Source organism: Pseudomonas sp. Marseille-Q5117 (assembly GCF_946901175.1).
Lineage (GTDB): Bacteria > Pseudomonadota > Gammaproteobacteria > Pseudomonadales > Pseudomonadaceae > Aquipseudomonas > Aquipseudomonas iranensis.
In genome coordinates, this window is sequence record NZ_CAMPPP010000021.1 from 43,661 (window position 1) to 56,878 (window position 13,218).

Genomic DNA, 13,218 nt, shown 5'->3' on the forward strand with positions numbered 1-13,218 from the left:
AGACAGGGGATCGTCAATCAAACAACATCCCCGTCACCGGTCGGCAGCTCAACCATGCCGGCAATATCGCAACTACGCTGATCCATGCTTCTGAAATCGTCGCCAAAGTCGAGCGCGGTGGAACTCCTTGCTAACGAGGTAAACGCATGAAGATCGATCTGAGTGGAAAACTGGCCATTGTCAGCGGCAGTACCGGCGGCATCGGTCTGGGCATCAGCCAGTCGTTGGCCGAAGCCGGGGCGACGGTGGTGGTCATCGGTCGCGACACGGCCAAGGTCGAGCAGGCGCTGGCGAGCATTCGCCAAGCGGTGCCCAGCGCGCAGTTGCGTGGTCTGAGCGCCGATCTGGGCACGGCCGAGGGGGCGGAAAAGCTTTTCGCCGCCGAGCCGCGCGCGGACATTCTGGTCAACAACCTCGGCATCTTCAACGACGTCGATTTCTTCGAGACTCCCGACAGTGAGTGGAAGCGCTTCTATGAAGTCAACGTGATTTCCGGCGTGCGCCTGGCGCGGCATTACGTGCCGGCAATGGTCGAGCAGGGTTGGGGCCGGGTGATCTTTCTGTCATCGGAATCCGGCGTGGCGACTCCGGCGGACATGCTCAATTACGGCGTGACCAAAAGCGCCAACCTCGCGGTATCCCACGGCTTGGCCAAACGTCTGGCTGGCACCGGGGTCACGGTCAATGCGATCCTGCCGGGGCCAACTTTCACCGATGGCCTGCAGGACATGCTCAGAGACGCGGCCGCCGAATCCGGGCGCGACCTGCGCGACGAAGCCGACGCCTTTGTGCGCAAGGCCCGTCCGACCTCGATCATCCAGCGCGTGGCGGATGTTTCGGAAGTGGCGCATCTGGTCACGTACATTGCTTCACCGCTGTCCTCGGCCACCACGGGCGCAGCCTTGCGCGTTGATGGCGGTGTGGTCGACAGCCTGACTATCTGAAATTTCCGAAAGAGAGGTTTTATGCCAACAGCATCTGCAACCATCGACATCCCGGCCGCAGCCGATCAGGTCTGGCAATTGATCGGCGGCTTCAACACGCTGCCGGACTGGCTGCCATTGATTACCCACAGTGAACTGAGCGAAGGCGGGCGCGTGCGCACGCTGAAAACTGCTGACGGCGGCGTGGTCGTCGAACGTCTGCAGACCTTCGATAACGCCGCAAAAACCTACAGCTATTCGATTGAACAGGCACCGTTTCCGGCCAGCGATTATCTCGCGACGATCAAGGTTGAAGCTCAAGGGCAGGGCGCGCGGGTGACGTGGTCGGGGCGATTCAATGCGGTCGGCGTGAGCGATGAAGAAGTGGTGGCGTTGTTCAACGGCATCTACCAGGGCGGGCTCGAAGCCTTGCGGGCGAATTACCCAACCTGAGACGCAGATCGTTCCCACGCTCTGCGTGGGAATGCAGCCCGGGACGCTCTGCGTCCCATTTCGAAAGCCGGAACGCGGAGCGTCCCTTGAGGCATTCCCACGCGGAGCGTGGGAACGATCGGCGCGAGACGTCAGGCCTGACTGATCAAACTCTGCCGACAATCCAGCACCAGTTTCGCCCCACCCAGATCACTGCTGCCGACCGCAAGACTGAAGCCGTGCAAGCTCACAATCGCCGCGACAATCGACAGCCCCAGACCGAATCCACTCTGCGGCTGGCCACCCCCGGTGCGGTAAAACCGCTGGAACACCGCCTCACGCTCCGCCTCGGGAATCCCCGGGCCTGAATCGTGAACCTCGATCCGCGTCTGGCCATTGGCATTGACCCCACGCAACATCACCGTGCCGCCGGGCGGAGTGAATTTGATCGAGTTGCTCAGCAGGTTCGCCAACGCTTCGAACAGCAACGCGCGGTCGCCGTTGAGCGGCGGCAGCGTCTCCGGCATGTTCAACTGAAAGCGCAGATCGCCTTCCTCGGCCAGCGGCAGATAGAACTCGTGCAACTCTTCCAGCAAACGCACCGGATCGAGTTCAACGAAACCTGAGCGACGCTGGCGATCTTCCAGTTCGGAAATCCGCAACAAACCGCGAAACCGCGCCCTAAGAGTATCCGCCTCAGCCAGTACCAGATCCAGTTGCGCCGCTTCCTGTGAACCTTCGCCCGCCTGTTGCTGCATCCGATACAACTGCGCGCGCAGGCGAGTCAGCGGCGTGCGCAAATCGTGGGCGATGTTGTCGCAGACGCCTTTGACCTCGTTCATCAAGCGCTCGATGCGCTCAAGCATGGCGTTGACGATGGCGGCGAGCATGTCCAGTTCATCGCGGCGATTGGACAGCGGCAAGCGGTGCGTCAGGTCGCCGGCAACGATGGCCTGGGCGCTGTTCTGGATCGCGCGAATGCGCTGCAACGGTCGACGCCGCAGCAGATGCCAACCGGCGACCCCGGGAATAATCGTCAGCGACACGCCCCAGAACAACGCGTGCAAAATGATCCGCGTCACCGCAAACAGCGAGCCGTTGTCACGCAGCAGCACCAGCCAGCGACCGTCGCGAGTCTGGGTCGCCACGGCATCGCAGCTGTCGTTCGGCAGAGTCGGGTCATCGGAATCGGCGCACTCGGCGAGCATATGGATCTTGCCGTCGAGCGGCAGTCCTTCGGGAATTTGCTGAAGTGCGCCGCCCAGGTAAACGCCGTCCGCGCTGAACAGACCATAGGCGTCGATACCACGAATATCGAAGGTCATGCTGGCGGCGAGGGCGTCTTCGAGTTGCTCGCCGCGAAAGTGCGAAAACAGATGCTGACGTTGCATCAACGAATGTTTGGCCAGTTTGTCGAGGTAGCCGGATACCTCGTAGTACATGACCCCCATGAGGATCGCGCTCCACGCCACGAACAGCGTGCTGTACAGCGCCAGCAAGCGGCTGCTGGAAGAGCGCCAGCCGTCAGACGGGTTCGGCAATGACATAGCCGGAGCCCCGTACCGTGCGGATCAGCGGAACGTTGCCAGCTGCGTCGATCTTCTTGCGCAGACGGCCGATGTGCACGTCGATCAGGTTGGTGCCCGGGTCGAAGTGATAACCCCAGACCTCTTCGAAAATCATCATCCGCGAGAGAATCTGGCCGCTGTTGCGCATCAGAAACTCGAGCAGTTTGTATTCGGTGGGCAGCAGCGTCAGCACTTGCTCGGCGCGGCGGGCTTCATGGCTGATCAGGTCGAGTTCGAGGTCGGCAACTTTTAGTGTGGTGGCCTGGGTGGCGACGCTATTTTGCCGGCGCAGCAACACTTCCACCCGCGCAGCCATTTCATCGGTGGCGAACGGTTTGGTCAGGTAGTCATCGCCACCGGCGCGCAAACCGCGCACGCGCTCATCGACATCGGAGAGGGCGCTGATCATCAGAATCGGCGTCGCCACGCCCATGGTGCGCAGGGTGGTGACGATGGCCAGACCATCCAGCTCGGGCAACATGCGGTCGAGGGTGATCAGGTCGTAGTTGCCGCTGACGGCGCGGTCGAGGCCTTCGCGGCCATTGTCGACCCAGTCGACATCCAGCCCGTGGCTGCTCAGTTCGGCAACGATTTCCCGAGCGGTCACGGCGTCGTCTTCGATGGTCAAGATACGAGTCATAGGCAGGCCTGCTGATCGGTTCAAACGGAATGGCAGCATTTTGCCAAGAATTTACCGTGACGCTTTAAATTAACTTTCATCTTCGTCGCGACGGTGAATCGGAACTGATCGGATTTGCCAGTCAGTCATCAATGCAGAAAACCCGCAGGCTCTGACCATTTATTGCAAATTGCACGGATCAGCGAAGTTCAAACTTTCTAACCTGTTGAAAATAAACAGTTTATCTGGTTTCTATAACTGGCACGGTCACTGCAATTCCTCACCTGACGAGTTGTAACACCATTTTTCATGCCTGGAGCAGTACAACAATGAATAGATCCCCTGATGGCTATTATCCTGCCGTGGAAGAGTCGAGCAGCGTCTCAGGCGTGTCCTGGGGCGCGATCTTCGCCGGTGCTGCGGCGGCCGCTGCGCTGTCGATGATTCTCGTGCTGCTCGGTTTCGGTCTGGGCTTTTCGGCTGTTTCACCGTGGGCCGGAGAGGGCGTCAGCGCCAAGGGCCTGGGCATTTCGACGATTGTCTGGCTGGCTGTGACGCAGATCATTGCTTCCGGCATGGGCGGCTACATTGCCGGTCGTCTGCGGGTGAAATGGGCCAACATGCACGGTGACGAAGTCTACTTCCGCGACACCGCCCACGGCTTCCTCGCCTGGTGCGTCGCCACGCTGGTCACCGCTGTGCTGGTGGTCGGTTCGGTCAGCAGCGTCGTCAGCGGCGGTGTGCAGGCTGGGGCTAACGTCGTCGGCGGTGCTGCCGGTGCCATGAGCCAGGCCGCCGGTTCTGCCGCAGCCAATACTGACAGCGATCAGTACGGCTACTTCGTCGACAGCCTGTTCCGTGACGACCGTCCGGCTGCCGTCAGCGATGACGCCGCACGCGGCACCGTGACCCGCATCTTCGCCCAGAGCCTGGCCAACGGTCAGCTCAGCGCCGAAGACCGCACCTACCTCGCACAACTGGTGTCGCAACGTACCAACCTGAGCCAGGCCGATGCTGAACGTCGCGTTGACGAGATCTACGCCAACACCCAGAAAGCCATCGCTGACGCGAAACTGAAAGCCCAGCAAGCTGCCGACACCGCCGCGAAAGTCGCTGCCTACACCTCGCTGTGGATGTTCGTCGCGCTGCTGGCCGGTGCGTTCTTCGCCAGCCTGGCAGCCACCTTCGGCGGTCGTCGTCGCGATGCGGTCGAGTACGTTGAAGTCGACACCTACACCACTACCACTCCGGTCCGTTAAAAAGGAGAGTCACCATGCGCTCATTACTGCTGTTCTTCCTCGGCGTACCGATCCCGATCATCATCCTGATCGCCCTGTTCGTGCACTGATCCCTCTGAGGCAGGATGCCTCTGCCGCTTTCATCTTCGGGTGAAAGCGGCTTTTTGCTTTCTGCGGGGCCAGTTCGTCTTCTCCAACTAACCGTTTCCATCCCGCCGTTTTCACTGGCCTGGATCAATATTTCCCCTGGCGATATCGCCTACCGTAAATGATCCAGGCCTTTGCTGAGGTATGAGCTACAGTGCTTGTCGCGCACCTTGTTGCGCTGACGAAGTATCCGCGTCGACGTTGAAAACACAGCAATAAAAGCGTCGACGAGGCGTAGTGCAGCAAGGAGCTGTCACAACCTCAACTGAATCTTCACGGACGAACACCGTAAATGAACTGCCTAGAAAGAACCTTCGATATCCAGCCCTTGGTGCAGGCGGACATGACCGTGCACATCAACGGCCAAGCGGTCAGCGCCGCCATCGGCGAAACCGTTCTCAGCGTCATCCAGTCCCTCGGCGTGCGCCAGATCGCACGTAATGATCATGATCAGATCAGTGGCGCCTATTGCGGCATGGGCGTGTGCCAGTGCTGTCTGGTGAAAATCAACGGTCGCCACAAGCGCCGCGCCTGCCAGACCGTGGTGCGCGACGGCATGCAGATCGAAACCCAGGTCAACCGCGTCGTCGCGCAGGAGGTCGTATGAGCCTGCAACCGTTGATCGTCGGCGGCGGGCCGGCGGGGATGGCGGCGGCCATCGAACTGGCGTGCCACGGCGTGCGCTGCACCTTGCTCGAAGAGGCTTCGCGCCTCGGCGGCGTAGTCTATCGCGGGCCGCTGCGTGATGGTGTGCAACTGGATTATCTCGGGCCGCGTTATTCCGAAGCACTGGACAAACTGCACGGTGAATTTCAGCAGCAGTCAGGGCTGATCGACGTGCGCCTCAACCATCGCGTGGTCGGCGCTGAAGGCACTCGCGCTCTGGTGGTGCTCGATGGCGATGAACAGCTGCACGAGATCGCTTATCCGCAACTGCTGCTGGCCGCCGGTTGCCATGAACGCAGCGTACCGTTTCCCGGCTGGACGTTGCCGGGAGTGATCCTGCTCGGCGGCCTGCAGTTGCAGATCAAGAGCGGCGTGGTCAAGCCGCAAGGGCCGGTGATCATCGCCGGCACCGGGCCGTTGCTGCCCTTGGTCGCGACTCAGTTGCATGCGTCTGGCGTGCGCGTCGCCGGCGTCTATGAGGCTTGCGCATTCGGCAAGATCGCCCGCGAGAGTCTGGCGCTGCTGAACAAGCCGCAGCTGTTCCTCGATGGCTTGAGCATGCTCGCTTACCTCAAGTTGCACGGCATCCCGATGAACTACGGTTGGGGGGTGGTCGAAGCCCACGGCGACGGCGAATTGAAAAGCGTCAGCGTCGCACCGTATTCGTCGACGTGGGAGGCGGATCTGTCGCGGGTCGAGCGTTTCGAAGCGCAGACGCTGGCGGTCGGTTACGGTTTTATTCCGCGCACGCAATTGAGCCAGCAGATGGGCCTTGATCACGGCTTCAGCGACGATGGCTACTTGCGTGCCAACGCCAATGTCTGGCAGCAAAGCAGCGTGGCGCATGTGCATCTGGCCGGCGACATGGGCGGGATCCGCGGCGGCGAAGCGGCGATGCTCGCCGGCAAGATCGCCGCCACTTCGATCCTGCTGCAACGCGGCGTGCTCGACGCCGAGCTGGCCCGGGTGCGCCGCGACCGTTACGCGAGCAAGCTCAGAGCGATCGTGCGCTTTCGCGCGGCGGTGGATCGCTACACCGAGCGCGGCGTCGGTCAGATCGCTTTGCCCACAGCCGACACGGTGATCTGCCGCTGCGAGCACGCGACCCGCGCCGACATCGATCGGGCCCTGGAGCAGGGTGTGCAAGACATCGCCAGCCTGAAAATGCGCACCCGCGTGAGCATGGGCGATTGTCAGGGGCGGATGTGCGTCGGCTATTGCAGCGATCGACTGCGCCAGGCCACCGGACGTCAGGATGTCGGCTGGCTGCGCCCGCGCTTCCCGATTGATCCGGTGCCTTTTTCCGCGTTCCAGTCTCTCGGCACGGAGGGCGCTTGCCATGAGTAAGTTCTACGACGTGGTCATTGCCGGTGGCGGCGTGATCGGCGCCTCCTGCGCCTACCAATTGTCCAAACGCACAGATCTCAAGGTGGCACTGATCGACGCCAAGCGCCCCGGCAACGCGACCCGTGCTTCGGCGGGTGGTTTATGGGCGATCGGCGAGTCGGTCGGCCTCGGCTGCGGGGTGATTTTCTTTCGCATGATGTCGGCCAACCGCAAGCGCGAAACCCAGGGCGCCGCAGTCGCGGTGGACGCCAGTACGCCGCATATTTTGCCAGCATCGTTTTTCGATTTTGCCTTGCAGTCCAATGCGCTGTACCCGGCGCTGCACCGCGAGTTGAAAGACAATCACGGCATGGATTGCAAGTTCGAAAAGACCGGGCTGAAGTTCGTGATCTATGACGACGAGGACCGGCTCTATGCCGAGCACATCGTCGGCTGCATTCCGCATCTGGCCGATCAAGTGCGCTGGCTCGATCAGGCGGCGTTGCGCGCGGCTGAACCGAGTGTCAGCCATGACGCGCGCGGGGCGCTGGAGTTTCTCTGCGATCATCAGGTCAGCCCGTTCCGCCTCGCGGATGCCTACATGGAAGGCGCGCGGCAGAACGGCGTCGACATCTTCGTCAACACCAACGTCACCGGCGTGTTGCATCACGGCACTCGTGTGACCGGCGTGCAGACGGCGGAGGCGGGGGTGTTCCACTGCAAGACGCTGATCAACGCCGCCGGTGCCTGGGCGGCGGATTTGAGCGAGTGGGCGACGGGTATCCGCATTCCGGTGAAACCGGTGAAAGGGCAGATCCTGCTGACCGAGCGCATGCCGAAAATCCTCAACGGCTGCCTCACCACCAGTGATTGCTACGTGGCGCAAAAGGACAACGGCGAAATCCTTATCGGCAGCACCACCGAGGACAAAGGCTTCGACGTCACCACCACCTACCCGGAAATCGCCGGGCTGGTGCAGGGCGCGGTGCGCTGTCTGCCGGAACTGGCGGACGTCAATCTGAAGCGCACCTGGGCGGGGCTGCGTCCGGGCTCACCGGATGAATTGCCGATCCTAGGGCCGATGCGTGGGGTCGAGGGTTATCTGAATGCTTGCGGGCACTTCCGCACCGGCATTCTGACGTCGGCGATTACCGGTGTGCTGCTGGATAAACTGGTGAATGACGAACCGCTGCCGCTGGATATCACACCGTTTCTGGCGGATCGGTTTGCGGTTGCAGCCGTCGAGCCAGTGCCCGCGCTGGAACGGGCCTGACCCAATCCCCTGTGGGAGCGAGCCTGCTCGCGAATGCAATCTGTCAGTGAAGTATTGGGTGACTGACACGACGCTTTCGCGAGCAGGCTCGCTTGTATGGTTAGACTTGAAGGGGTGGTGGGACGAACAGTTCGCATCTGACTGCTGTAACAGTACAGACCGTGGGAGACCTCGCCCCACCCCTTCCACCAAAAGCGCCGATAGAGAATGCTTCGTTCAAGCGACGATAGAAACAAGCCTGCGCCTCTGGGTGAAACCCCTACAAGTCGTAAAACCTTAGCGTGGAGAAGTGCCAGTGGCAATGCGTGTGTCGAAGTCAATCGTGGGTGTGGACGTCGCCAAAGCTGAACTCGTTATTTATTTAGCAGATCCAGATCTGCTTACTTCGATAACCAATGAAAAGCCAGCCATAAAGCGCTGGCTTAAAACGTTGCCGGGGCCCACCGCCATAGCTGTTGAAGCGACCAATATTTATCATGTCGACTTGGTTGAGTTGGCTCACGAGTCAGGTCATGACGTTTACATCATCGACGGTTTTCAACTGAGTAATTATCGTAAAGGTGTCGGTGGTCGTAGTAAAACGGACGCATCTGACGCCCGCCTTCTCGCCCGTTTTCTAAAAAACGAAGGCGAAGATTTACGCCCCTGGACCCCACCTCCGGCAGTCTACGGCAAGCTGCAAAGTCTTCTACGACGTAGAGCTTCGCTGATACAGGCCAAGACCAGTCTGACCCAGAGCTGGGCAAATGACGCCAGCTTGAAAGCCGTGTTCACAACTTTCGTAAAGTCCATAGACAGGCTGGATTTGCTAGTTCAGAAAAAGCTCAAGGAAATCTTGCGTGAAGCCGGTTTGCTGGAAGAAGTTGCCAGATGCCAAGCCATCGAGGGTATCGGTTTTCTAACTGCAACTGCTTTGGTCATGGCATACAACCGCGGCGACTTTACCAGCGGTGACTCTTATATAGCGTTTTTAGGCATGGACCTGAGAGTGAGTGACTCGGGCCAAAAAAATGGCCGTAGATATTTAACCAAGCGTGGATGCTCGGAGGTGCGGCGGTTACTGCATAACGCTGCCCTGTCAGCTTGCCGATCAAATGCCTGGAAGGCGTTCTACAGCCACCATCTCAACTGCGGAAAAGCGACTACACAGGTGCTCGTGATGCTCAGCCGCAAACTCGCCCGTATAGCATTCGCCCTGATGAAAAACCAGAGCGAATATCAATCGAAAGGGGCAGTTATCGCTTGAGGACAACCATAGAATCTCCCACAGTTGGATCTGCGCAAGGCACGATCAGGACCTGCGCGCTTCTTCTTCGAGCTGATCCGATTCAAACAATTTGGCCAGTTCCGCCCGGGCTTCCTGGGCGGTCTGCAGGACTTTGGCGGCGTCGTCGTAGACGGCGTGTTGCGCCTCCAGCACCTGTTCGTCGTGATGCTTGAAACGCTTGATCCGCGCATCGGCCTGGGCTTGGGTCAGACCGAGGCCGACCAGCGTGCGCCGGCTCATTTCCAGGCTCGAATAATAGGTCTCACGAATCGCTTCCGCGCCGACATCCACCAGGCGATGCACGTGCTGACGGTTACGCGCGCGGGCGATGATTTTCATGTGCGGATAGAGCTTGTGCACCACTTCGGCAGTCTTGATGTTGGTCTCCGGATCGTCCGTGGCAATGACGAAATACTCCGCCTCGCCAACCTTCGCCGCGTGAAGGATTTCCGGGCGCATCGGGTCGCCATAGAACACCGGCACACCGCCGAAGCTGCGTGACAGTTCGATGGTTTCCACCGAGGTGTCCAGCGCAACGAACTTGATGTTCTGCGCGCGCAGGATCCGCGCCACGATCTGGCCCATCCGGCCCATGCCGGCAATCACCACGCGTGGCGCCTCGGTATCGATTTCGCGGAATTTCTCCGGCACTTCCACCGGCTGCACTTTCGGGCTGACCAGACGCGCGCAGATCAACAGCAGCAACGGCGTCAACGCCATCGACAGAGTGATGGTCAGCACCAGCAGGTCGTACAGACGCGGCTCGAACAGGCCCTGATCGCGACCGATCTTGAACACCACAAACGCGAACTCACCGCCGGCAGCGAGGACGATGCCGAGGCGAATTGCGCTGATCTTGTTCAATCCTCCTGCCAGGCGCCCAACCACGAACAGCAGCGGCAACTTCAGACCGATCAGTAGCAGGGTCAGGCCCAATACGGTGATCGGCGCGCTCAACAGCAGGCTGAGATTGGCGCCCATGCCGACGCTGATGAAAAACAGCCCGAGCAGCAGGCCCTTGAACGGTTCGATCTGCGCTTCCAGCTCATGCCGGTATTCCGAGTCCGCCAGCAGCAGACCGGCGAGAAACGCGCCCAACGCCATCGACACGCCGACCAGATCCATCAGCCACGCCGTGCCGATCACCACCAGCAACGCCGTGGCAGTGGACACTTCCGGCAGCCCGGTTTTCGCCACCACGCGGAACACCGGACGCAGCAGATACCGCCCGCCGATCACCACCACGGCAATGCCGCCGAGCACCTGCAAGCTGTGACGAATATCGTCGGCGGTGCTGGTGTGATGGTCGACGCCGGCGAGCATCGGCACCAGGGCGATCAATGGAATCGCGGCGATGTCTTGGAACAGCAGAATCGCAAACGCGAGACGCCCGTGGGGGCTGGTCAGTTCCTTGCGTTCGGCGAGGCTTTGCAGGCCGAACGCCGTGGAGGAGAGCGCCAGACCGAGGCCAAGCACGATGGCGCTGTTCAGCGGCTGGCCGAACACTGACAGCGCCAGCACGCCGATCACCGATGCAGTCAACAGCACCTGCGCCAGACCGACGCCGAACACGGATTTACGCATCACCCACAAGCGGCGCGGCGACAGCTCCAGGCCGATGATGAACAGCAGCAACACCACGCCCAGCTCGGAGATATGCGCAACGCTTTGCGGATTGCCGATCAGGCCGAGCACCGACGGGCCGATGATCACCCCGGCAAACAGATAACCGAGCACCGCGCCCAGTTGCAGACGTTTGGCCAAAGGCACGGTGAGCACGGCCGCGAACAGAAACACGACAGCGGCTTGCAACAGATTGCCTTCATGGGGCATTGGAACGACTCCTGACTACGGGTACGGCGAGGGTGACAAGGATAAGGGTTACGCGGTCTCCAGACCATTCGAGATCCAATGTGGGAGCGAGCCTGCTCGCGAATGCGCTGGGTCCGCCACCTATCCACTGACTGATGCCCCGCATTCGCGAGCAGGCTCGCTCCCACAACGGCAGCTTTCATCAGGTCTGTAATAATTTGCATCAACTGGTTACATTTATAACCCCTGCGCATCAATTTCCGGAAACGCCATGGCCATCAACTTTGACCTCAACGACCTGCAAGCCTTTCGCGCGGTGGTCGAGCAGGGCAGTTTTCGCAAGGCTGCCGACACCGTGCGCCTGTCGCAACCGGCGCTCAGCCGGCGCATCGAAAAGCTCGAAGACGCCCTCGGCGTGAAACTGTTCGAGCGCACCACGCGCAAGGTCAGCCTGACCCAGGCCGGGCGCGGCTTCATGCCCAGCGTCGAGCGCTTGCTGGATGATCTCGACATTGCCTTGCTCGGCATCAGCGAAGTCGCCTCGACGCGTCTGGGCCATGTCACCGTCGCCTGCGTGCCGTCGGCGGCGTACTACTTCATGCCCCGCGTGGTCGCGCGCTATCACCAGCAGTTTCCACGGATCAAGGTCAAAGTCCTCGATTCCAGCGCCCACGATGTGTTGAGTGCGGTGGTCAATGGCGAGGCGGATTTCGGTTTGAGTTTCCTCGGCACGCAGGATGCCAAAGTCGAGTTCGAACCGCTTGTGCAGGAGTGCTACGTTGTCGCCTGTCGTCGCGATCATCCACTGGCCGGGCGCAGCAGCGTCAGTTGGGACGAGTTCTATCAGCAGGATTACATTGCGCTGGACAAGACTTCGGGCAATCGCTTTCTGCTCGATCAGGCCTTGGGCGGGGTCGTGCCGCAGCGTCAGAGCATCTGCGAGACGCGGCATGTGACGACGATGATCGGCTTGGTGGAGGCGGGGCTGGGCGTGGCGGCGGTGCCGTTGATGGCGATGCCCGGGCCGGATCATCCGATCCTGACGCGGGTGCCGCTGATTGAGCCGCAGGTGATGCGCAGTGTCGGCATCATCAAGCGCCGGGATCGCACGTTGACCCCGGCGGCTTTGGAACTGGAGCGGCTGGTCGTGGAAATGCGCGTCCAGCCGCCAATGATCAACGCTTGACCGAATCCAGTCCGGTGGCCTGCACGTCAGCCTGAGCGGCCGGTGCAGCGAGGTAGGCGAGCAGGGCCTTGGCTTCTTGCGGGTGCTCGGCCTTGACCGGAATGCCAGCGGCAAAACGCGTCACCGACTGTACCGATTCCGGAATCTTCGCGACGAAGCTCACGCCCGGCACCGGCAGCAATTCGCTGACCTGCTGGAAGCCCAACTGATAGTCGCCAGTGGCGACCACCGAGCCGACCGGGATCCTGGCGATCATCTTGGCTTTCGGTTTCAACTGATCTTCGATGCCGAGTTTCTTGAACAGCTGCTGCTCGATGTACACGCCGCTGGCGCTGTCGGAGTAGGCCACCGACTGCGCATCAAGCAGGGTTTTCTTCAGGCCGTCGACGCTGCTGATGTCCGGTTTCGCCGCGCCTTCACGCACCACCATGCCGATCCGCGAATCCGCCAGTTCAACGCGGGAGGCCGGGTCGACCTTGCCTTGTTTGATCAGCTCATCAAGAGCGTAACCGACCATGATCACCACGTCGGCGTGCTCGCCGCGCGCCAGACGATTGGGAATCGCTTCCGGCGCCTTGCCCATCGACGGGCCGAGGCTGGTGGTCAGGGTGTTACCGGTGGCGGCAGCGAATTTCGGCCCGAGGATCTTGTAGGCGGCAGTGAAACCACCGGAGGTCATCACGCTGAGTTCTTCGGCCTGGGCCGCGACGTTGAAGGCGAGACCGGCGAGCAGGGCGGTGACAGTAAAAAGTTTTTTCATG

The 13,218-nt window shown here is 60.8% G+C and carries 12 protein-coding genes; 8 read left to right on the forward strand and 4 right to left on the reverse strand.

Annotation, left to right across the window (positions count from 1 at the left end):
- Nucleotides 1–146: 146 nt before the first annotated feature.
- Together OC605_RS25335 and OC605_RS25340 are read left to right on the forward strand one after the other, a co-directional pair.
- The gene (locus tag OC605_RS25335; RefSeq protein ID WP_186566469.1) at nt 147–944 is read left to right on the forward strand and encodes an SDR family NAD(P)-dependent oxidoreductase; all 798 of its coding nucleotides are present in this window, start codon (nt 147–149) and stop codon (nt 942–944) included.
- A gap of 21 nt (nt 945–965) precedes the next feature.
- Entirely contained in the window at nt 966–1,376 is a 411-nt protein-coding gene (locus OC605_RS25340) for an SRPBCC family protein (protein WP_133336722.1), read from the forward strand.
- A gap of 131 nt (nt 1,377–1,507) precedes the next feature.
- Here OC605_RS25340 and OC605_RS25345 read toward each other — a convergent pair whose 3' ends face one another.
- Both OC605_RS25345 and OC605_RS25350 read right to left on the reverse strand, forming a co-directional pair.
- Complete coding sequence (locus OC605_RS25345) at nt 1,508–2,902, reverse strand: sensor histidine kinase (protein ID WP_262140196.1); 1,395 nt, start codon at nt 2,900–2,902, stop codon at nt 1,508–1,510.
- Entirely contained in the window at nt 2,880–3,563 is a 684-nt protein-coding gene (locus OC605_RS25350; protein WP_056788996.1) for a response regulator transcription factor, read from the reverse strand. Before OC605_RS25350 ends, OC605_RS25345 begins: the two co-directional genes overlap by 23 nt.
- 308 nt (nt 3,564–3,871) lie before the next feature.
- On the opposite strand from OC605_RS25350, the gene OC605_RS25355 reads away from it, so the two are divergent.
- From OC605_RS25355 to OC605_RS25375, 5 genes are all read left to right on the forward strand, one after another.
- Entirely contained in the window at nt 3,872–4,801 is a 930-nt protein-coding gene (locus tag OC605_RS25355) for a hypothetical protein (protein ID WP_016775227.1), read from the forward strand.
- A gap of 418 nt (nt 4,802–5,219) precedes the next feature.
- Nucleotides 5,220–5,534 (forward strand): (2Fe-2S)-binding protein, encoded by a 315-nt coding sequence (locus OC605_RS25360; RefSeq protein WP_133336715.1) that lies wholly within the window; start codon nt 5,220–5,222, stop codon nt 5,532–5,534.
- Complete coding sequence (gene hcnB / locus OC605_RS25365; protein ID WP_262140197.1) at nt 5,531–6,940, forward strand: cyanide-forming glycine dehydrogenase subunit HcnB; 1,410 nt, start codon at nt 5,531–5,533, stop codon at nt 6,938–6,940. The genes OC605_RS25360 and hcnB overlap by 4 nt, the downstream gene beginning before the upstream one ends.
- The gene (gene hcnC, locus OC605_RS25370) at nt 6,933–8,192 is read left to right on the forward strand and encodes a cyanide-forming glycine dehydrogenase subunit HcnC (RefSeq protein WP_262140198.1); all 1,260 of its coding nucleotides are present in this window, start codon (nt 6,933–6,935) and stop codon (nt 8,190–8,192) included. The genes hcnB and hcnC overlap by 8 nt, the downstream gene beginning before the upstream one ends.
- 295 nt (nt 8,193–8,487) lie before the next feature.
- Complete coding sequence (locus tag OC605_RS25375) at nt 8,488–9,438, forward strand: IS110 family transposase (protein WP_262140199.1); 951 nt, start codon at nt 8,488–8,490, stop codon at nt 9,436–9,438.
- Between the two features lie 45 nt (nt 9,439–9,483).
- Here the strand turns inward: OC605_RS25375 and OC605_RS25380 are convergent, their stop codons facing one another.
- Nucleotides 9,484–11,292 carry a monovalent cation:proton antiporter-2 (CPA2) family protein gene (locus tag OC605_RS25380; protein ID WP_262140200.1) on the reverse strand — a complete coding sequence of 603 codons (1,809 nt, stop codon included), beginning with the start codon at nt 11,290–11,292 and terminating at the stop codon, nt 9,484–9,486.
- Nucleotides 11,293–11,542: 250 nt separating this feature from the next.
- Between OC605_RS25380 and OC605_RS25385 the strand changes: the two genes are divergently transcribed.
- A complete protein-coding gene (locus OC605_RS25385) occupies nt 11,543–12,457 on the forward strand; it encodes a LysR family transcriptional regulator (RefSeq protein WP_024013369.1) in 915 nt (304 codons plus the stop codon).
- On the opposite strand, the gene OC605_RS25390 is transcribed toward OC605_RS25385, so the two are convergent.
- The gene (locus OC605_RS25390; protein ID WP_024013368.1) at nt 12,447–13,217 is read right to left on the reverse strand and encodes a substrate-binding domain-containing protein; all 771 of its coding nucleotides are present in this window, start codon (nt 13,215–13,217) and stop codon (nt 12,447–12,449) included. The genes OC605_RS25385 and OC605_RS25390 overlap by 11 nt on opposite strands.
- Nucleotide 13,218 lies beyond the last annotated feature (1 nt).